The organism is Zoogloea sp. JDB1, from assembly GCF_056724025.1.
On the sequence record NZ_CM161496.1, the window covers coordinates 311,369 to 331,380 of the forward strand.

The 20,012-nt window shown below is 68.1% G+C and carries 18 protein-coding genes; 16 read left to right on the plus strand and 2 right to left on the minus strand.

Annotated features, from left to right (window positions below; translation table 11 throughout):
• Positions 1-196: 196 nt before the first annotated feature.
• Both recG and AC1PPK_RS01440 read right to left on the minus strand, forming a co-directional pair.
• Positions 197-2,290 carry an ATP-dependent DNA helicase RecG gene (recG, locus tag AC1PPK_RS01435; RefSeq protein WP_481118173.1) on the minus strand — a complete coding sequence of 698 codons (2,094 nt, stop codon included), beginning with the start codon at positions 2,288-2,290 and terminating at the stop codon, positions 197-199.
• A gap of 14 nt (positions 2,291-2,304) precedes the next feature.
• Positions 2,305-2,685, minus strand: a complete 381-nt coding sequence (locus AC1PPK_RS01440; protein ID WP_481116070.1) for a RidA family protein — start codon at positions 2,683-2,685, stop codon at positions 2,305-2,307.
• A 241-nt stretch (positions 2,686-2,926) separates the two neighbouring features.
• On the opposite strand from AC1PPK_RS01440, the gene AC1PPK_RS01445 reads away from it, so the two are divergent.
• The 16 genes from AC1PPK_RS01445 (at position 2,927) to ccmI (ending at position 19,975) form a co-directional block, all read left to right on the plus strand.
• Positions 2,927-4,153 (plus strand): methyl-accepting chemotaxis protein, encoded by a 1,227-nt coding sequence (locus tag AC1PPK_RS01445; RefSeq protein ID WP_481116071.1) that lies wholly within the window; start codon positions 2,927-2,929, stop codon positions 4,151-4,153.
• 163 nt (positions 4,154-4,316) lie between these two features.
• Entirely contained in the window at positions 4,317-6,350 is a 2,034-nt protein-coding gene (locus AC1PPK_RS01450; RefSeq protein ID WP_481116072.1) for an SDR family NAD(P)-dependent oxidoreductase, read from the plus strand.
• 159 nt (positions 6,351-6,509) lie between these two features.
• A complete protein-coding gene (locus AC1PPK_RS01455) occupies positions 6,510-10,085 on the plus strand; it encodes an indolepyruvate ferredoxin oxidoreductase family protein (RefSeq protein ID WP_481116073.1) in 3,576 nt (1,191 codons plus the stop codon).
• 97 nt (positions 10,086-10,182) lie between these two features.
• A complete protein-coding gene (locus AC1PPK_RS01460) occupies positions 10,183-10,692 on the plus strand; it encodes a GNAT family N-acetyltransferase (protein ID WP_481116074.1) in 510 nt (169 codons plus the stop codon).
• Positions 10,693-10,696: 4 nt separating this feature from the next.
• Positions 10,697-11,092 (plus strand): GNAT family N-acetyltransferase, encoded by a 396-nt coding sequence (locus AC1PPK_RS01465; RefSeq protein WP_481116075.1) that lies wholly within the window; start codon positions 10,697-10,699, stop codon positions 11,090-11,092.
• A 128-nt stretch (positions 11,093-11,220) separates the two neighbouring features.
• Complete coding sequence (locus tag AC1PPK_RS01470; RefSeq protein ID WP_481116076.1) at positions 11,221-11,997, plus strand: class I SAM-dependent methyltransferase; 777 nt, start codon at positions 11,221-11,223, stop codon at positions 11,995-11,997.
• Between the two features lie 84 nt (positions 11,998-12,081).
• A complete protein-coding gene (locus tag AC1PPK_RS01475) occupies positions 12,082-12,789 on the plus strand; it encodes a nucleotide-binding protein (RefSeq protein WP_481116077.1) in 708 nt (235 codons plus the stop codon).
• Positions 12,790-12,902: 113 nt separating this feature from the next.
• Positions 12,903-13,517 carry a cytochrome c biogenesis heme-transporting ATPase CcmA gene (ccmA, locus tag AC1PPK_RS01480; protein WP_481116078.1) on the plus strand — a complete coding sequence of 205 codons (615 nt, stop codon included), beginning with the start codon at positions 12,903-12,905 and terminating at the stop codon, positions 13,515-13,517.
• Complete coding sequence (gene ccmB / locus AC1PPK_RS01485) at positions 13,514-14,179, plus strand: heme exporter protein CcmB (RefSeq protein WP_481116079.1); 666 nt, start codon at positions 13,514-13,516, stop codon at positions 14,177-14,179. The genes ccmA and ccmB overlap by 4 nt, the downstream gene beginning before the upstream one ends.
• Before the next feature lie 30 nt (positions 14,180-14,209).
• The gene (gene ccmC / locus AC1PPK_RS01490) at positions 14,210-14,959 is read left to right on the plus strand and encodes a heme ABC transporter permease CcmC (protein ID WP_481116080.1); all 750 of its coding nucleotides are present in this window, start codon (positions 14,210-14,212) and stop codon (positions 14,957-14,959) included.
• The gene (gene ccmD, locus AC1PPK_RS01495; protein ID WP_481116081.1) at positions 14,956-15,138 is read left to right on the plus strand and encodes a heme exporter protein CcmD; all 183 of its coding nucleotides are present in this window, start codon (positions 14,956-14,958) and stop codon (positions 15,136-15,138) included. The genes ccmC and ccmD overlap by 4 nt, the downstream gene beginning before the upstream one ends.
• A gap of 2 nt (positions 15,139-15,140) precedes the next feature.
• Positions 15,141-15,581 (plus strand): cytochrome c maturation protein CcmE, encoded by a 441-nt coding sequence (ccmE, locus tag AC1PPK_RS01500; RefSeq protein WP_481116082.1) that lies wholly within the window; start codon positions 15,141-15,143, stop codon positions 15,579-15,581.
• 117 nt (positions 15,582-15,698) lie between these two features.
• A complete protein-coding gene (locus tag AC1PPK_RS01505; RefSeq protein WP_481116083.1) occupies positions 15,699-17,654 on the plus strand; it encodes a heme lyase CcmF/NrfE family subunit in 1,956 nt (651 codons plus the stop codon).
• Positions 17,648-18,244: a DsbE family thiol:disulfide interchange protein gene (locus AC1PPK_RS01510; protein ID WP_481118174.1), complete on the plus strand. Its 597-nt coding sequence runs from the start codon at positions 17,648-17,650 to the stop codon at positions 18,242-18,244. The genes AC1PPK_RS01505 and AC1PPK_RS01510 overlap by 7 nt, the downstream gene beginning before the upstream one ends.
• Position 18,245: 1 nt before the next feature.
• Positions 18,246-18,740, plus strand: a complete 495-nt coding sequence (locus AC1PPK_RS01515) for a cytochrome c-type biogenesis protein (protein WP_481116084.1) — start codon at positions 18,246-18,248, stop codon at positions 18,738-18,740.
• The gene (ccmI, locus tag AC1PPK_RS01520; RefSeq protein WP_481116085.1) at positions 18,737-19,975 is read left to right on the plus strand and encodes a c-type cytochrome biogenesis protein CcmI; all 1,239 of its coding nucleotides are present in this window, start codon (positions 18,737-18,739) and stop codon (positions 19,973-19,975) included. Before AC1PPK_RS01515 ends, ccmI begins: the two co-directional genes overlap by 4 nt.
• Positions 19,976-20,012: the final 37 nt, after the last annotated feature.

The window sequence follows — 20,012 nt, forward strand, 5'->3', positions numbered from 1 at the left end:
GCGGCCGTATTGTAGTGGCCGATCCCCGTGGGGGCTATTGCCATTAACCCCGGCAACCGGACAGACGCGCAAGGGCGTGACCCGCGATGCGCCCCATGCCGCGGACCTGCCGTGCTGACGCCATTGGGTTGTACGTGGGGAAAGTCATCCGCCTTCTGCTGCCTGGATCGAAGTCCGCAGGCAGATGACTGCGCCCTCACGCCTTCAGCAGCGCCGCCCGGCCGCCAAACCAGCGCGCGGTGACGGCATCGGCGACACGCGGAGCATCGCGCAGGATCTCCTCGGCCAGTTCGCGGGCGATGTCCACCAGCACCGCGTCCTCTTCCAGGTCGGCGTAGCGCAGCAGCGGCACGCCGCTCTGGCGGGCGCCGATGAACTCGCCGGGACCGCGGATGCGCAGGTCCTCGCGGGCGATCACGAAGCCGTCGGTGTTCTCGTAGATCGCCTTCAGGCGCTCGCGGCCGGTCTGCGACAGGGGCTGGGCGAACATCAGGATGCACACCGACTCATGCACACCGCGGCCGACCCGCCCACGCAACTGGTGCAACTGGGCGAGGCCGAAGCGCTCAGCGTGCTCGATGACCATCAGGCTGGCGTTGGGCACATCGACGCCGACCTCGATGACCGTGGTGGCCACCAGCACCTTGATGTCGCCGGCCACGAAGGCGGCCATCGTCGCCGACTTCTCGTCGTTCTTCAGCCGTCCATGCACCAGCCCCACCGGCAGGTCGGGCAGCGCCGCCGACAGCATCTCGTAGGTTTCCTGGGCAGTCTTCAGCTGCAACGCCTCGGACTCCTCGATCAGCGGGCACACCCAGTAGGCCTGGCGGCCGGCCACGCAGGCGTGACGGACCCGCGCGATCACCTCGTCGCGGCGCTCGTCCTTGATCAGCTTGGTGATGATCGGCGTGCGGCCGGGCGGCAGTTCGTCCAGCACCGACACGTCCAGGTCGGCGTAGTAGCTCATCGCCAGCGTGCGCGGGATCGGCGTGGCCGACATCATCAGCATGTGCGGCGATTCGCCGGCCTGCCCCTTCTCGCGCAGGGCCAGGCGCTGGCGCACGCCGAAGCGGTGCTGCTCGTCCACCACCGCCAGCGCCAGCAGCGGCAGGACCACGGGGTCCTCGATCAGCGCGTGGGTGCCGACGGCGAGCAGGACCTCGCCGCTGGCCAGGCGGGCCATCGTCGCCTCGCGTTCCTTCTTCTTACGGCTACCGGACAGCCACGCCACCGCGATGCCCAGCGGCGCCAGCCAGGCGGCGAGCTTGCGGTAGTGTTGCTCGGCGAGAATCTCGGTCGGCGCCATCAGCACCGCCTGGCGGCCGTTCTCGGCGGCCTGCAGCATGGCCAGCGCGGCGACACAGGTCTTGCCGGAGCCCACGTCGCCCTGCAGCAAACGCTGCATCGGGTGGTCGGAAGCCAAGTCGCGGGCGATCTCGGCGAAGGCGCGGGCCTGGGCACCGGTCAGCGCGAAGGGCAGCTGCGCCAGCAGGTCGCGGGTCAGCGTGTCGAGCAGCGGCAGACTCGGCGCATTCTTGGCGCGCCGGGCGGCGTAGGCGCGGCGCAGGGAAATCTGCTGGGCCAGCAGCTCGTCCAGCTTGATGCGCTGCCAGGCCGGGTGGCCGCGGTCCTCGATGTCGAGGATGGACACCGATGGGGGTGGCGCGTGCAGCAGGTGCAGCGCATCGGGCAGGGACGGCAGATCAAGGCGGCGGCGCAGTTCGTCCGGCATCTCGTCGCGGATGCCGTTGTGGCGCAGCGCCCCACCGATCAGCTTGCGCAGCGCCGACTGGGCCAGCCCGGCAGTGGTCGGATAGACCGGCGTGAGGCTCTCCGGCAGTGGCTCGCCGGCGGCCACCGGTTTGATGCGCGGGTGGATCATCTCGGCGCCGAAGAAGCCGTCGCGCAGCTCGCCGAAGATGCGCAGGCGGGCGCCGACTGCCAGCTGCTTCTGCTGGCTCGGGTAGAAATGCACGAAGCGCAGCATCACCTCGCCGCTGGCATCGGTCGCGTGCGCCACCAGCTGGCGGCGCGGCGGCGGCGTGACCTCGCAGGAGCGCACCTCCACCTCGCACTGCACCGGCACGCCGGGGCGCGCATCGGCCAGCATGGTCAGGCGGGTTTCGTCCTCGTAGCGCAGCGGCAGGTGGAAGATCAGGTCGGCCGGCGAAAAGATGTCGATCTTCGCCAGCCGTTCGGCCAGTTGCGGCCCGACGCCCGGCCAGCCGCGGGCAGCCGGCTTCTTCGCCGGAGCGGCAGAAGACGGTGGCGCAGCGGCGGCGGACTCCACGGGCACGCGGGGACTCAGCCGAGCACCAGCACCGCGTCGGCCTCGACGACCGCGCCGCGGGGCAGTTCCTTCACGCCGACGGCGGCACGGGCCGGATAGGGCTCGCTGAAGTAGCGGGCCATGACCTCATTCACCTTGGCGAAGTTGGCCAGGTCGGTCAGGTAGATGTTCAGTTTGACGGCGTCGGCCAGGGAGCCGCCGGCTGCCTCGGCCACTGCCTTGAGGTTCTCGAAGACGCGCACGGTCTGGGCTTCGAAGCCTTCCACCAGCTGCATGGAAACCGGGTCGAGGCCGATCTGGCCGGACATATAGACGGTATTGCCGGCCTTCACGGCCTGGGAATAGGTGCCGATGGCTGCGGGGGCGTTGGGGGTGGCGATGATCTGCTTGGACATGGGGGCGCTCCGAAAAAGTGCCGGCAAGCCGGCGAAAAGTCACACGGAGCGGAGTTTACCCTGCCGAAGCGCCACACATGTCTCCAGGCAATGAGGGACACCCAAACATTCCGACGCGAGCTATAACAGACAGAGATCCGGCAAAAGGTAAAAATTTGAGCCAGATCTATGCCTTACGTCATAGTCAGCTTTAAAGTCGCCATCCCACGCACACTGTCCGCATGCCACGCCGGCTGATCCCATGCACGCATCCGCTCTCCGCGCCGACGATATCGCCACCTTCTCGGGTATCGCCCTGTCCGTCGCCAGCATGGCCTCGGTCGCACTGGGCGGCCCATCGGAGCTCAACTATGCGCTGGGTTGCGGCACCATCGTCGCGCTGATCGCGGCCGCCATGATCAGCCACGGCGCCCGCGCCCGTGCCCGCGCCGGCAAACTCGCGCAGAACAAACTGATCGACGACAGCGTGCGCGAATACGATGCGCTATGTGCCCGCATTGCCGGCAACAGCGAAACCCAGTACCTGCGCCTGCGGGAATCCCTCGAACAGATGCAGGACGTGTTCGGCAGCGCGGTCGGCGACCTGCACCGCAGCCTGACCGGTGACGGCAAGAACCAGCAGGACTCCCTGCGCAACCTGGCCGATGAGCTGGTCGCCCTCGCCGCCACCCAGGACGAAGCCACCCGCGACGGCGGCATCGAACGCTTCAGCACCGAAACGCAGGCCGCCATCGGCGGCTTCGTCGCCACGGTCCAGCAGTTGCAGGCCAGCGGCGCCGACATCGCCCGCCGCTTTGCCGACATGCGCGCCAAAGTGGATGCGGTCACCCGTCTGATGACCGAGGTCAACCAGATCAACAGCCAGACCGAGCTGCTGGCCCTCAATGCGGCTATCGAGGCCGCCCGCGCCGGGGAAGCCGGACGCGGCTTCGCGGTGGTCGCCGACGAAGTGCGCAAGCTGGCCCAACGCACCGAGAACTTCAGCGACCAGATCGACGGCTTGCTGCGGGAAATCCACACCGCGATCAACGATGTAGGAGCCGCGGTGGATGTCACTGCCTCCACCGACATCAGCCATGCGGAAAGCTCCCAGGCCAACGTGGCCGCGCTGGGCGCCGAGATGCGCGAACTCACCGCCCGCGCCGCCGAGCAGTCGCGCCGCATCAACGAGGTGTCCGAGGCGATCCACCGGCTGGTCATGCAGGGCGTGCTGTCAATGCAGTTCGAGGACATCGTCAGCCAGGTGCTCGACAAGCTGCGCCAGCACACCGACTTCATGAGCCGCTACGCCCACGGCTTCTTCGACGCTCATCGGGACGTGGAGGAACGGAACGGCGTGGCACGCATCCAGCGCCGCAACACCACCCTCAATCTGCTGCTCGAAGACTCGACCCGTTCGGAGCAGGAGATCCGCTTCGACGCGCTCCGCCAGACCGCCGTCAGCGCCGGCGACGTGGATCTGTTCTGACGAGGCCCCGCCCGCGGAGCAGGAGACAAACTTTCACCCTTTCGATTCACCAGGCAATGCGGTAAGGCGTACGCTCTGAACGACCGGCGAGAGTCCGCGGCACACGACACAACAGAACGCGGACCTCCGGAACCAAGTCCATATCACCCTGGGGGAGGGCGTCATGGCATCTCTGGTTTCTCTAGTCCGAAACGACAGCTATGCGCCGGACAGGTTGCGCGCTGTCATCGAGCATGCCCTGGAGTTGATCGGGCAACCGCTGACAGCACTGATCCGGCCTGGTGACAAGGTCCTCGTCAAACCCTACCTGCGCCATGGCAGCGTACGGCTTCCCGAGACCCGGATGGTCTCCCACCCGGCCTTCGTCGAGGCCATGCTGGGGCTGGTTCGTGATAGCGGCGGACGGCCGCTGCTCGGTGACGAAGGCTCCCGCTGCCCCGGCAAACCACAGTTACACCACGAGGCCCTGTGGCTGCATGAGCTCGCCGAACGTTTCGACACCGAACTGGTGAGCTTCGCCACCTCCGGCGGAAGGGTTCTGCAGAGCGGGATCCCTCGCCCTGCAAGCTATCTGCTCAGCACCGCGGTTCTGGACACCGACGTCGTGATCAGCCTCGTCAATGCCCAGCCGCATCCGTCCCTGGTCTGGAGCGGCGCGCTGAAGAACATGTTCAACGCGATCATCGGTGCCGGCAACACACAACTCTCCTCCCTGCTGCCCAGCGCCGCCGAGTTGGCCGGCGCCGTCGCCGACGTCTGCCGTCTGGCCCGGCCCACGATCTCGGTCGCAGACATGACCACCGTCTGTCCGGGCTTCAAGCAGGCGCTGTGGCGGGTCGGCCTGATTGGCGCATCCACCGACCCGGTCGCCCTCGACAGTGCCTGCCTGCAAGCACTGGGCTGGGAGCCCGCGACGATACCAAGCCTGACCTGGGGCGCCCGCCTGGGTATCGGCGAATGGCAGCGGGAGAGCATCGTACTGCGCGGACTGGATTGGAAGGACCTGCCGGTCATCACCCCGACATGCCCCGCGCCATCGCCCGAACCACCGGAGCCCCGCTTGGCGAGGGCCATGCGAATTCTCAACAAGACCCACCTTCGACCACGCCCACACATCGACAGGGCGCGCTGCAGCGATTGCAGCACCTGCCTGCAGGTCTGCCCGCTCCACGCCATCGGCCGCGACACTGCCGGCCGGCTGCGGATCGACTACCGGACCTGCGCCGACTGCATGGTGTGCGCCGACGCCTGCCATGAGAAGGCGATCCAGCTACGCCCCCGCGGCTTGCGGGCCGTGCTGGAGGCGCCGCGTATCCTGGCGCGCCACCTGTGGCGAAAGGGCAAGGCCGGACATGTCTGGCAAATCGGCGGGCTGGCAGTGCGCTGGCACCTGGAACGCACCCATCCGGTACATCCCCCGCGACAGCTGACGCGCCGGGATTCCAAGCAGGAGGCCACAACCGTGAGTCCATCCGGAAAGGAAGCCGATCGCCAGAATGGCGTCGCCCTTGTCGTCGGTGCCGGCCCCGGCCTCGGCAGCGCCCTTGCTCGCCGTTTCGCACAGGCCGGCATGGACGTGGCCGTCATCGCACGTAACGGCCGGCGGCTCGACTCTCTGGTCGCCGAACTCGATGCCCTCGGGGTTGCCGCCCGCGCCTACGCGTGCGACATCACGGACGACGGCGCGGTGAGCCACATGGTCCGCACGGTCTGCGGTGAGCTGGGCGTACCGCAGCTGGCGGTATACAACGTCGAGCACTTCGGCCCAGGCCATGTAGTTGACATCGAAACCGCCGCCTTTCTGGAATGCTGGCGGGTGAACTGTCTGGGTGCCTTCCTGGTCGGCCGCGAAGTGGCCAGAGCCATGCTGACACGCGGCTGCGGCACCCTGATTTTCACGGGCGCCACCGCCGCCACCCGCGGCCGCGATGGCTATGCCAACATGGCCGTCGGCAAGTGGGGGCAGCGAGCCCTGGCCCAATGCATGGCGCGGGAGCTCGGGCCCAAAGGCATTCACGTCGCCCATGTGATCCTCGACGGTGGCATCCTGAAGGACACCGCCCCAACCTTCATGCAGGAGCGCATGCTCGGCCTGTTCCCTGACCAGATCGCCGAGAACTACCTGGCCCTGCATCGCCAGCACCCGAGCACCTGGACGCAGGAACTGGATCTGCGCCCGTGGCTGGAGAAGTTCTGAATCCTGCCGGCCGGAACCCCAGCCGGCGCCAACAATCCAACGATCGAGTTGCGCAACATTCTGGCGCATCCAGGCTTGCCCTGCAGCATCTCGGCGGCACGGCCCACAAGGCCCCTGCCGCGAGCGGATCAAGAACACGATTTTTGCGAGGAAACCACCATGGCCGAGCAAGATCCCGTCCGCGAGCTATCCATTTCCGGCGCCCCCACGGCGCAGCTGGACGACAAATACACCGCAGCCTCCGGGCGGGTTTATCTCAGTGGCTACCAGGCGCTGGTGCGCCTGCTGATGATCCAGCGCGACCGGGACCGGGCCGGTGGCCTCAACACCGCCGGCTTCGTGTCCGGCTACCGGGGATCACCGCTGGGCGGGCTCGACCTGACCCTGTGGAAGGCCAAAGACCACCTCGCCGACCATGACATCGTATTCCAGCCCGGGATCAACGAAGACTTGGCCGCCACCGCGCTGTGGGGCAGCCAGCAGGTGGCCCTGTCGCCCAAGGCCCGCGTGCAGGGCGTGTTTGGCATGTGGTACGGCAAGGGCCCCGGGGTGGACCGCTGCGGCGATGTGTTCCGCCACGCCAACGCAGCCGGCAGCTCCAAATACGGTGGCGTGCTGGTGATCGCCGGCGACGACCACGCTGCCAAGTCGTCCACGCTGCCGCACCAGACCGACCACTTCTTCAAGTCGATGATGATGCCGGTGCTGGCTCCGGCCGGCGTACAGGAATATCTCGACTTTGGCGTGCATGGCTGGGCCATGTCGCGTTACTCGGGCTGCTGGGTGGCCTTCAAGGCGCTGGCCGACACGGTGGAGACCTCCGCATCGGTGGACGTGGACCCGCTGCGCGTCGTCACGCGGGAGCCGTCCGACTTCGCGCTGCCACCGGACGGCCTCAACATCCGCTGGCCGGACCCGCCGCTGGTACAGGAAAAACGCCTGCTCCACGCCAAGCTGTATGCCGCGCTGGCCTACTGCCGCGCCAACGGGCTCAACCGGGTGGTCATCGACTCGCCGCAACCGCGGCTGGGCATCATCACTTCCGGTAAGAGCTACCTGGACGTACGCCAGGCCTTCGACGACCTGGGCATCGACGAGGCCCTCGCCGCCGAGATCGGCATCCGCCTCTACAAGGTCGGCATGGTGTGGCCACTGGAAGCAGAGGGCGTGCGCCATTTCGCCGAAGGTCTGGAAGAGATCCTGGTCGTCGAGGAGAAGCGTCAGCTGATCGAATACCAGCTCAAGGAAGAGCTCTACAACTGGCGCGAGGACGTGCGCCCGCGGGTGATCGGCAAATTCGATGAGAAGGGCGAATGGGCGATCCTCACCACCCTCGGCCCTGACGGCCGCGCCACCGTGGACCACGGCGAATGGCTGCTGCCGGCGGCTGGCGAACTGACGCCGGCGATGATCGCCCAGGTGATCGCCGGCCGCATTGAACGCTTCTTCACGTCGGAGCGCATCCGCGCCCGCCTGGCTTTCCTTCAGGGCAAGGAAACAACACTGTCCCAGCGGGTCTTCGCCATCGACCGAGTACCAACCTTCTGCCCCGGCTGCCCGCACAACACCTCTACCGTGGTACCGGAGGGCAGCCGCGCGATGGCCGGCATCGGCTGCCACTACATGGCCACCTTCATGCCGGACCGCAAGACCGGCGCCTTCACGCATATGGGTGGAGAGGGCGTGCCGTGGGTCGGCCAGGCGCCCTTCACCGACGAACCGCATATCTTCGCCAACCTCGGCGACGGTACCTATTTCCACTCCGGCCTGCTGGCGATCCGCCAGTCGGTGGCGGCCTTCAACCGGCCCGGCGTGACGAGCGGCATCACCTACAAGATCCTCTTCAACGACGCGGTGGCGATGACCGGCGGCCAGCCGGTGGACGGCGATCTGACGGTACCCAAGCTGCTGCGCCAGCTGCAGGCCGAAGGGGTGAGCAATATCGTTCTCGTCACCGACGGCACCGACCGGCCCTGGCACGTGGCGGATATCCCCCACGGCGTGCCGATCCGCGACCGGGACGAGCTGGACGTGATCCAGCGCGAACTGCGCACCGTGGCCGGCGTGTCGGCGCTGGTCTTCGACCAGACCTGTGCCGCCGAGAAGCGCCGGCGCAGGAAGCGCGGCCGCTACCCCGACCCGCAGACCCGCGTCTTCATCAACGAAGCAGTGTGCGAGGGTTGCGGCGACTGCGGGCGTGAATCCAACTGCATGGCGATCCTGCCGGTGGAGACAGACTTCGGCCGCAAGCGCCAGATCGACCAGTCGGCCTGCAACAAGGACTACTCGTGCATGAACGGCTTCTGCCCGAGCTTCGTGACCATCGAGGGTGGGCAGCTGCGCAAGGGCAAGGCCCTGCAGACCGACGACAGCCGCTTCGGCACGCTACCGGCCCCAACGCTGCCGGCCACCCGCGAGCCGTGGAGCATCCTGGTCACCGGCGTCGGCGGTACCGGCGTCATTACCATCGGCGCGCTGGTCGGCATGGCCGCCCACCTGGATGGCAAGGGCGTCACTGTGCTCGACATGACCGGCCTGGCCCAGAAGGGCGGCTCGGTGTTCAGCCACGTACGCATCGCCGACCGGCCGGACGACCTGCACGCGGTGCGCATCGCCGCCGGCGAGGCCAACGCGGTGATCGGCGGCGATCTGGTGGTCACCGCCAGCGTGGACGCGCTGTCCAAGATGGCCGTCGGACGCACCCGCGGTGTGGTGAACTGCACCGAGACGCCGACATCCGAATTCACCCGCAACCCCGACTGGCAGTTCCCCCTCGACAAGATGGAGGCCGCCATCGCCGAGGCCGTCGGGCGGGACGGCTGCGACTTCCTCGACGCCCAGCAGCTGGCCATCCGCCTGCTCGGCGACTCCATCGCCACCAACTTGTTCCTGCTCGGCTACGCCTGGCAGAAGGGCTGGGTGCCGGTCAGCGAGGCCAGCCTCGACAAGGCCATCGAGCTCAACGGCGCCGCCGTGGCGATGAACCGCCGGGCCTTGCTGTGGGGCCGCCGCGCCGCGGTGGACCTGACCGCCGTGCAGCGCGAGGCGGTCCCGGCGCCAGTCATCCCGATCCGCCCGGAAACCCTGGACGAACGCATCGCCCGCCGGGCGGCGATCCTCACCGACTACCAGGACGCCGCCTACGCGCGCCGCTACACCGGGCTGCTGGCCCGCGTGCGCGCCGCCGAAGCCCCGCTGGGCGGCGAACGGCTGGCCCGCGCGGTCACCGACAACTACTTCAAGCTGCTGGCCTACAAGGACGAGTACGAAGTGGCCCGTTTGTACGGCGACCCGACCTTCTGGGACGCCATCGGTGCCGCCTTCGACGGCGACTACGCGGTGCGCTTCCACCTCGCCCCGACCTTCCTGGCCCATCCCGACCCGGCCTCCGGCCGCATCGCCAAACGGGTCTTCGGACCGTGGATGCGCACCGGCTTCAAGTGGTTGGCCAAGCTGCGCCGCCTGCGCGGCACGCCATTCGACGTGTTCGGCTACCACCCGGACCGCAGGACCGAGCGGGCGCTGATCGTGGAATACGAGCAAGACGTGGCGCGCCTGCTCGACGGTCTTTCCGCCGAACGCCTGGCACTGGCGACGCAGATCGCCGCGTGGCCCGATCACGTGCGCGGCTACGGCCACATCAAGACCGCGTCGATCGGCTGGGCGGAGAAGGAACGCCACGGACTGTGGGCCCAATGGGACGGCAAGACGGGCAGCGGCGCACGGGCGGCGTGAATCATCACGGAAGAGTCGCCAGCGAGGCACGGCAGCGGTCAGGAGGGGCCGCCGCGCGGTATGCTGCCGGCTTGTGCCCTTACCGCGGACCGTTCCGATGCTGACGCTGAGCCCCCTCCTGCCCACCGATGCCGCGGCGCTGTCGGCCGCCGCGCTGGAGTCGATCGCCACAGTCGGGCGCTGGATGCCCTGGTGCACGCCGGACTACACGCCGGAGCGGGCCGCGGAATGGATAGAGCACTGCGCGCTGATGCGTGGGGAGCACAGCGCCTACGAGTTCGGTATCTTCAGTGCGGACGGCCGCGAACTCTTCGGGCTGGCCGGCCTCAACCAGTTCAACCGCCTGCACAACTTCTGCAACCTCGGCTACTGGGTGCGCGAATCCCGCCAGCGCCAGGGCATTGCGGTCACCACCGTGCGACGCCTGACCGAATTCGGCTTCCGCGAGCTCGGCCTCAGCCGCATCGAGATCGTCATCGCCGAGGGCAACACCGGCAGCGAAGCGGTCGCCCGCAAAGCCGGCGCCCATTTCGAGGGTGTGGCCCGCAATCGCCTGAAGCTGGCCTACGGCCCGGTGGCCGCCTCCGTCTATTCGCTGATTCCGTGAACCGATGATCGACTATCGCCTGCATACCCCCCTCGCCGCGGCAGACATCGCCCGCCTCTTCGACGCCTCCGGCATCAAGCGGCCAACCGGCGACCTGTCACGTATCGCCCGCATGTTCGCCAATGCCAACCTGGTTGTGTCGGCTTGGTCCGGCGAGCAACTGGTAGGCGTGTGCCGGGCACTGACCGACTTCAGCTACTGCTGCTACCTGTCCGACTTGGCGGTGGACCGCGCCTTCCAGCATCAGGGCATCGGCCGCGAGCTGATCGCCCGCGTGCAGGCCGCCGTCGGCGAAGAGGTCTCCATCGTGCTGCTGTCCGCTCCCGACGCGCTGAACTACTACCCGAAGCTCGGCTTCGAAGCGCTGGACAACGGCTTCGTGCTGCGCCGCCGGCGCTGAACACCGGCGCACGGGGCCGACTCCCGCCGCCTGGAACCCGCTGCCTGTTGAGCCGCCCGTCACGGGCAGTCAACCCGGCGCTCGGCTAAACTCCGGCCTGTTGCGCCTGTCGCCGCCCCGCGCCTGCCATGCCCCCCTTCCTGAAAGCCTTCCTCGCCCAACTCGCCGGCACTGCCATCGCCTACGGCAGCGCCCAGGCCGGCCTGCTGCCAACCGGTATAACACCTGTACTGGCAGTGCAGGCTGTGGCCGCTGCCGGCACTGCCAGCCTCTTGCGCAGTGCGCCGTGGTGGCGGTGGATCCATCTCGGCTTCGCACCGCTGGTGTTCGGCGCCCTCAGCCTGGGCATCGCCCCGGCGTGGTACCTGGCGGCCTTCCTGCTCTGTGCGCTGGTTTATTGGAGCAGCTTCCGCACCCAGGTGCCGCTGTACCTGTCCAACCGCCACACAGCCGCAGCCGTGGCCGAGCTGCTGCCCCACGGCCGCCCGGCGATGCTGCTCGACCTGGGCAGCGGCACCGGCGCGCTGCTGCGCCCGCTGGCCCGCCTGCGCCCCGACTGCCGCTTCGAGGGGCTGGAATCTGCGCCCGCCCCCTACGCACTGTCCCGCCTGCTGTCGCGCCGCCAGCCCAACGTCAGCCTCGCCCGCGGCGACTTCTGGAAAATCCCGTGGGCGGACTACGATGTGGTGTACGCTTTCCTGTCCCCGGTGCCGATGGCCGCCGTCTGGCAGAAAGCCAGCGCCGAAATGCGCCCCGGCAGCTTGCTGGTCAGCAACAGCTTCCCGGTGCCTGGCGTGGAGCCCGAAACGGTCGTCGAGGTGGACGACCGGCGGCGCACACAGCTGTATTGCTACCTGCCAGCCGGCCCCGGGCTGAGCGGAAAATTCCGAAATGCCGGCCGATGAACCCTCAATTCCGGCCGCATCTTTCCCGTTAATGCACGAATAATGGCGCCATTGCGCCTGGCTTCATTGCGAGAGGTTTCAACCATGTCCCCGATCATCTGCATCATCGGCAACAAGGGCGGTACCGGCAAGACCACCCTGTCCCATCTCCTGTGCCAGGGCTTCGGCCTGCTCGGCCAGCGCTCGGCCTGCGTGCTGACCGACACCTCCCGCGAGCCGCTGGCACCGGAAGGCCGTCGCTATGCGATCGCCGATGCGCGCACCCCCGAGTCCCTCAACCGGGTCGTCGGCAAGCTGCGGGCGATGGAGCACTGGGTCGGAGTGGTGGACGGCGGCGGCAACCGGGCCGACGTGGACCGCATGCTTGATGGCCTGGCCGACATCGTGCTTCTGCCCTTCCGTGACTCCCACGAAGACCTGCGCACCGTGCTGCGCGACCTGGAGACCTTCCCGCGCGCCTACGCGCTGCCGTCCCAGTGGCCGACCAACGCCTGGCAGCGCGACGCCGCCGACCGCAACGTGGCGCAGATCCTCGGCGCCCACAAGCACCGCATCCTCAACCCGGTCATCAGCCTGTCGGCGTCCAAGCTGCTGCTTCAGAAGAACGTCCCGGACGGCCTGCCGACCAACCTGGGCAACGCCTGCCGCGCGCTGGCCCGCCAGGTGATCGAGGTCCTCGAGCTCGGCGATGCCGACAGCACCCCGTCCACCGGGCCGGAAACAAGCGAGGAAGCCGGCGCCACGCCATCCACCATGGTCCCCGACGACTACGCCAGCACCGCCCGCCACTGATCCTTCCGCCATACCCGCTGCGGCATCGGCGCTTCTGCTCGACGTAACCGGTTTACCCACTCCGGGCGGTCGGGCAGAATGCGCCGACTCGATTTCCCGGTTTCACCCTTCCGATGCTTCAAGCCCACGGCCTCGCCTGTGTCCGCGGTGACCGCCGCCTGTTTTCCGGTGTGGATCTCGCCGTTGCGCCGGGCCAATGGCTGCAGGTCGAAGGTGCCAACGGTGCCGGCAAGACCAGCCTGCTACGCATCCTGGCCGGTCTGTCGCCGGCCGCCGAAGGGCGCATCGAATGGGAAGGCCAGCCCGTCACCGACGTGCGCGATGATTTCCACGCCCGCCTGCTCTACCTGGGCCATGCGCCAGCCATCAAGGACGACCTGTCGGCCCTCGAAAACCTGCAGACCAGCGCCGCGGTTAGCGGCCGCCCCCTCGATGAAGCTACCGCTCTCCCCGCACTGCGCCGCATCGGCCTGAAGGGCCGCGAGGATCTCCCCAGCCGCGTGCTGTCCCAGGGCCAGAAGCGCCGCGTGGCACTGGCCCGCCTGCTGTGCGGCCAGGCCCGCCTGTGGATCCTCGACGAGCCCTTCGTGGCCCTCGACGTGGGTGCCGTGGACATGCTGTGTGGCATCCTCGACGAACACATCGGCCGCGGCGGCATGCTGATCTTCACCAGCCACCAGGCCGTGCAACTGCAGGGCAACGGCGCCCGCCTGGAACTCACCAAATGAACGCCTTCGTCGCCATCTTGCGCCGCGACCTGCTGCTGGCCATGCGGCGCAAGAGCGAGATGCTCACCGCGCTGTTCTTCTTCATGATCGTGGTCAGCCTGTTCCCCCTCGGCATCGGGCCGGAGACCGCGCTGCTCAGGCGCATCGCTCCCGGCGTGCTGTGGGTGGCAGCGCTGCTCGCCGCAATGCTGTCCCTCAACCGCCTGTTCGCAGCCGACCACCAGGACGGCACGCTGGAACAGATGGCCCTATCGCCCACTCCGCTGGCCCTGCTGGTCAGCGGCAAGGTACTGGCCCACTGGCTGACCGCTGGCCTGCCGCTGGTGCTGCTGGCACCGGTGCTGGGCCTGCAGTTCGATCTGTCGTCACGGGCGCTGGGTATCCTGATGCTCTCGCTGCTGCTCGGCACCCCGCTGCTGTCGCTGATCGGCGCGATCGGTGCGGCACTGACCCTCGGCGTGCGCGGCGGCGGCGTACTGCTGTCGCTGCTGGTGCTGCCCCTGTATATTCCGGCGCTGATTTTCGGTGCCGGCGCCGTCGAGGCCGACATGGCCGGCCTGGGTGCCGGCGGTCATCTGTCCCTACTCGGCGCGCTGCTCGCCCTCGGCCTGTTCTTCGCACCGTGGGCGACCACCGCGGCGCTGCGCATCGCCCTCGAATAACACCCGAACCTTCCCCAACCGGATTCGCCCATGAGTCAGCCCCTGATCAACTGGTTCAAGTTCGCCTCGCCGGCCAGCTTCTACCCCCTCGCCGGCAAGCTGTGGCCATGGTTCGCCGCACTGGCTACAGCTTTTGCCGCCGCCGGCCTGTGGATCAGCTTCTTCGTCGCGCCCACCGACTTCCAGCAGGGCGAGGGCTACCGGATCATCTTCATCCACGTGCCTGCCTCGTGGATGTCCATGTTCATCTACTGCGTGATGGCCTTCTGGTCGGCCATCGGCATCGGCTTCAACACCCGCCTGTCGGGCATGATGAGTGCGGCGCTGGCCCCCACCGGCGCGCTGTTCGCCTTCCTGTCCCTATGGACCGGCGCCCTGTGGGGCAAGCCCATGTGGGGCGCCTGGTGGGTGTGGGACGCGCGCCTCACCTCCGAGCTGATCCTGCTGTTCCTCTACCTCGGCTACATCGCCCTCACCGCCGCCATCGACGATCCGCGCCGGGCCGACAAGGCCGGCGCCATTGTGTCGCTGGTGGGGGTCATCAACGTGCCGATCATCTATTTTTCGGTGAAGTGGTGGAACACCCTGCACCAGGGCGCATCGGTGTCGATGACCAAGGCGCCGACGATGGCCGCCACGATGCTGTGGGGCATGCTGCTGATGGCCCTGGCCTTCTGGATGTACAGCATCGCCGTAGCACTGTACCGGGTGCGCGCCATCATCCTCGAACGGGAACGCCACGCCACCTGGGTGGCCGAACTGCCGGAGATGCAACGATGAACTGGGGCAGCGCGAGCGAATTCTTCGCGATGGGAGGCTACGGCTTCTACGTGTGGGGCAGTTTCGGCGTCACCGCCGCGGCCCTGCTGATCGAAACCCTGCTGGTCAGGAAGCGCTTCGGCGACACCCGCCGCCTGCTGCGCCGGGAACTGGCGGCCGACAGAGAGAGTCAGGACTAACCATGAAAGCACGACACAAACGTTTCGCCATCGTCCTCGGTGGCCTGGCCGCCCTCGGCATCGCCGCGACGCTGATCCTCAACGCCTTCCAGAGCAACCTGGTGTTCTTCTTCACGCCGACCCAGGTAGCCAACGGCGAGGCACCTAAGGACCGGGCCTTCCGCATCGGCGGTCTGGTGAAGGAAGGCAGCCTGCAACGCACCGACATCACCGCCCGCTTCATCGTCACCGACACGGCCAAGGAGATCCCGGTGGCCTACACCGGCATCCTTCCGGACCTGTTCAGCGAGGGCAAGGGCGTCGTCGCCCAGGGTGCCCTAGGCGCAGACGGCAAGTTCACCGCCACCGAAGTACTCGCCAAGCACGACGAGAACTACATGCCGCCGGAAGCCAAGCATGCCGTCGATCAGGCCCACGAGGCCGCCAAGACCCTCAAGCAGTGAATCGGTGATGCAAGGAAAAGCCTGTAGCGTTCCTGCAGTCCGCTTCGCCCCTCGCGATGCGGACAGACTGCGCGCCATCCGACGTCTCCTTGTCACCTCCAACCGGGCATCCCAGCCATGATCCCTGAAATCGGTACCTTCGCCCTCATCCTCGCCCTGCTGGTCGCCCTGGTGCAGGGCAGCCTGCCGCTGATCGGCGCCCAGCGCGGCATCCCGGCCTGGGTCGGGCTGGCGCGGCCGGCATCGGCGACGCTGTTCCTGCTCATCGCTGTGGCCTTCAGCTGCCTCACCGCCAGCTTCATCAACAACGACTTCTCGGTGCTCTACGTCGTCCAGCACTCCAATTCCAAGCTGCCGCTGCAGTACCGGATCGCCGGCGTGTGGGGCGGCCACGAGGGCTCCCTGCTGCTGTGGGTGCAGATGCTGTCCCTGTGGGCGCTGGCCGTGGCGGCTTTCTCGCGCAGCCTGCCGGACGACATGGTGGCGCGGGTGCAGGGCGTGCTCGGCCTCGTCGCCGCCGGCTTCATCCTGTTCATCCTGAGCACCTCCAACCCCTTCGAGCGCCTGCTGCCGGGCGCCGACGACGGGCGCGACCTCAACCCGCTGCTGCAGGACCCGGGCCTGATCTTCCACCCGCCGATGCTCTACATGGGCTACGTCGGCTTCTCGGTGGCCTTCGCCTTCGCCATCGCGGCACTGCTGTCGGGTCGCCTCGACGCCGCCTGGGCGCGCTGGTCGCGGCCGTGGACCACCGCCGCGTGGATCTTTCTGACCCTCGGCATCGGCCTCGGCTCGATCTGGGCCTACTACGAGCTGGGCTGGGGCGGCTGGTGGTTCTGGGACCCGGTCGAGAACGCCTCTTTCATGCCCTGGCTGGTCGGCACCGCGCTGATCCACTCGCTGGCGGTCACCGAGAAGCGCGGCAGCTTCAAGAACTGGACCGTGCTGCTGGCCATCGGCGCCTTCTCCCTGTCACTGCTCGGCACCTTCCTGGTCCGCTCCGGCGTGCTGAGCTCGGTGCATGCCTTCGCGTCCGATCCCAAGCGCGGCATCTTCATCCTGCTGTTCCTGGCCACCGTGGTCGGCTCGTCGCTGACCCTGTTCGCCTGGCGCGCCCCGAAGGTCAGCCTCGGCGGCGCCTTCGCGCTGGTATCGCGGGAAACCTTCCTGCTGGTCAACAACGTGCTGCTGCTGTCCGCCGCCGGCGCGGTGCTGCTCGGCACCCTCTACCCGCTGGTGATCGATGCCCTCAACCTGGGCAAGCTGTCGGTCGGCCCCCCGTACTTCAACACGGTGTTCGCGCCGCTGATGGTGCCGGTGCTGTTCCTGATGGCCATCGGCCCGGTGGCACGCTGGAAACAGGCCAGCCTGGCCGACATCGCGCGGCCGCTGCGCTGGGCCTTCACGGTCGCGGTGGTGGGCGGCGTCGGCGTGCCCTTCCTGGCCGGCGCCTGGTCGGCCGGCGTGGCCCTGGGCATCGGCCTGGCGATCTGGATCGTTGGCGCGTCGGTGGTGCAGATCCTCGCCCGCCGCAAGACCGGCGCCCCGCCGCGGGCCTTCTGGGGCATGCACCTGGCCCACGTCGGCATCGCCGTGACGCTGACCGGCATCGTGATGGTCAAGCACTACGAGACCGAGCGTGACGTGCGCATGGCCCCCGGCGACACGGTGAAGATCGGCGGCTACGAGATCCGCTTCCAGGGCGTCAGCAACGTGCCCGGCCCCAACTACATGGCCGCCCGCGGCGACCTGGAACTGCTGAAGGACGGCCAGGTGGTGATGCCGCTGCACCCTGAGAAGCGCAAGTACCTCTCGTCGGCGATGCCGATGACCGAGGCCTTCATTGACCCGGGCCTGACCCGCGACATCTACGTGTCCCTCGGCGATCCGCTGGAGGGCGGCGACGGCGCCTGGAGCGTCCGCGTCTATCACAAGCCTTTCGTCGACTGGATCTGGGCCGGCGCCGTGTGCATGGCCCTCGGCGGCCTGCTCGCCGCCAGCGACCGTCGTTATCGCATCACGTCCAAGGCAGCCAAGGCCGCGCGCCTGGCCGCCGAAGGAGCCGCATCTTGAAACGTTTCCTGATTCCCCTCGGGCTGTTCCTGATCCTCGTCGTCTTCCTGGCCGTCGGCCTCAACCGGGACCCACACGAAGTCCCGTCGCCGCTGGTCGGCAAGCCGGCCCCCGACTTCAAGCTGGCGCAACTCGCCGAACCGGGCAAGACCTTCTCGCCGGCCGACATGCGCGGCCAGGTCTGGCTGCTCAACGTGTGGGCCTCCTGGTGCGTGTCCTGCCGCGCCGAGCACCCACTGCTGGTGGCCTTCGCGCGCCAGGGCGGCGGCCTGCCCATCGTCGGCCTGAACTACAAGGAAGTGCGTGGCGACGGCGAGACCGACGTGAAGAAACTGGCCGCCGACGAGGAAAGCACGCTGACCCGCCAGCGCGCCTCCGCCTGGCTGTCACAGCATGGCAACCCCTACGTGCTGTCGGCCCTCGACATGGACGGCCGGGTCGGCATCGACTACGGCGTGTATGGCGTGCCGGAGACCTATCTGATCGACAAGAAGGGCGTCATCCGCTACAAGCAGATCGGCCCGATTACCCCCGAAGCGCTGGAGAAGAAGATCCTGCCGCTGGCCAAACAACTGGCCGGAGAGTCCTGACATGAAGCAGCGTCTAGCCATCCTGGCCACCGCCGCCCTGCTCGGCCTGGCTCCCGTCGCCCATGCCGGCGAAGCCGCCCCGCTGGCCGCCGATCCGGCGGTCGAGGCGCGCATGATCAGCATCTCCGAAGAACTGCGCTGCCTGGTGTGCCAGAACGAAAGCCTGGCCGCCTCCCACGCAGAGCTGGCCGAGGATCTGCGCCGGGAAGTACGCAGCCTGATCCGTGAAGGCAAGAGCGACGCGGAGATCCGCGACTACCTCGTCAGCCGCTACGGCGACTTCGTGCTCTACCGCCCGCCGGTCAAGCCAACCACCTGGCTGCTGTGGTTCGGCCCCTTCGTGATCCTCGCCGGCGCCATTATCGGCCTGATCGCCTACCTGCGCCGCCGCGCCGGCCAGATCACGCCGCCGACGCTGTCCGCCGCGGACCGCGCCGCCGCCGAAGCCCTGCTCGCCGGCGACCCGAAACCCACCCAACCGAAAGACCAGGCATGACCGCCTTCTGGATTGCCGCCGGGCTGCTCACCGCCCTCGTCCTCGCCCTGATCAGCCGTCCGCTGCTACGCCAACGCCAAGTCAGCCACGCCTCCCGCAAGGCCCTCAACACCGCAATCTACCGCGACCAGATGGCTGAACTCGAACGCGATCTGGCCAGTGGCGCGTTGTCCGCCGCCGACCACGCCACCGCCCGCGACGAACTGGAACGGCGCATCCTCGAAGACCTGGCCGACGACGACGCCGAAGCCGTCGCGGAGCAGCGCCGCCTGCCGCGCACCGCTATCGCCCTCGGCCTGGCGCTGCCCGCCGCGGCCGTCCTCCTCTACCTGGTACTCGGCACGCCGGCCGCCCTAAACCCGGCCGCATTGCAGGCGGACAACGGTGCCGCGCCGACCCAGGCTGAAGTCGAGAAGATGGTCGCCTCCCTGGCCGCCAAGCTTGAGAAGGAACCGGACAATCCCAAGGGCTGGGTGATGCTCGGCCGCAGCTACAAGGTCATGGGCCGTCTCGACGAAGCCGCCCACGCCTTCGAGAAAGCCGGCCCGGTGATGGAGACCGAACCGGAACTGATGCTGGAAATGGCCGAACTGTCCGCCGCACAGAACGAAGGCAAGGTGGAAGGCAAGGGCCTGGAACTTCTCAAGCGCGTGCTGGCCGACCAGCCGGACAACCCACAGGCCCTGGTGCTGGCCGGCACTGACGCCTATTTCCGCAAGAACTACGCGGATGCGGCCCGTTACTGGGAAAAGGTGCTGGCCCAGGTACCGCCGGACTCCGAGGACGCCCGCAACCTGACGGCCGGCATCGAAAAGGTCCGCCAGCTGATGGGTGACAGCTCCGGCGCCAAACCGGCGCCGCAGGAAACCGCCCAGAAGGCCGCTGCCGGCGCCACCTCGGTCAGCGGCCGGGTCAGCCTGGCGCCGGCCTTGAAGGACAAGGCCGGTCCGGACGACACCCTGTTCATCTTTGCCCGCCACGCCAACGGCCCGCGCATGCCCCTGGCCGTGCTGCGCCTCAAGGCCGCCGAGCTGCCGAAGGAGTTCACCCTCGACGACAGCATGGCGATGAGCCCGGAAATGAAGCTGTCGTCCGCCGCCGAACTGCGCATCGAGGCTCGCATCTCCAGGTCCGGCGATGCGATCCCGAAGTCTGGCGACCTCGCCGGCGAGATCACGCCGGTCAAGCCCGGCGCCAAGGGACTGAAGCTGGTCATCGACAAGCTCGTACCGTAACACCCGTGGGGCTGGACGTCCGTCCGGCCCCGCTCGA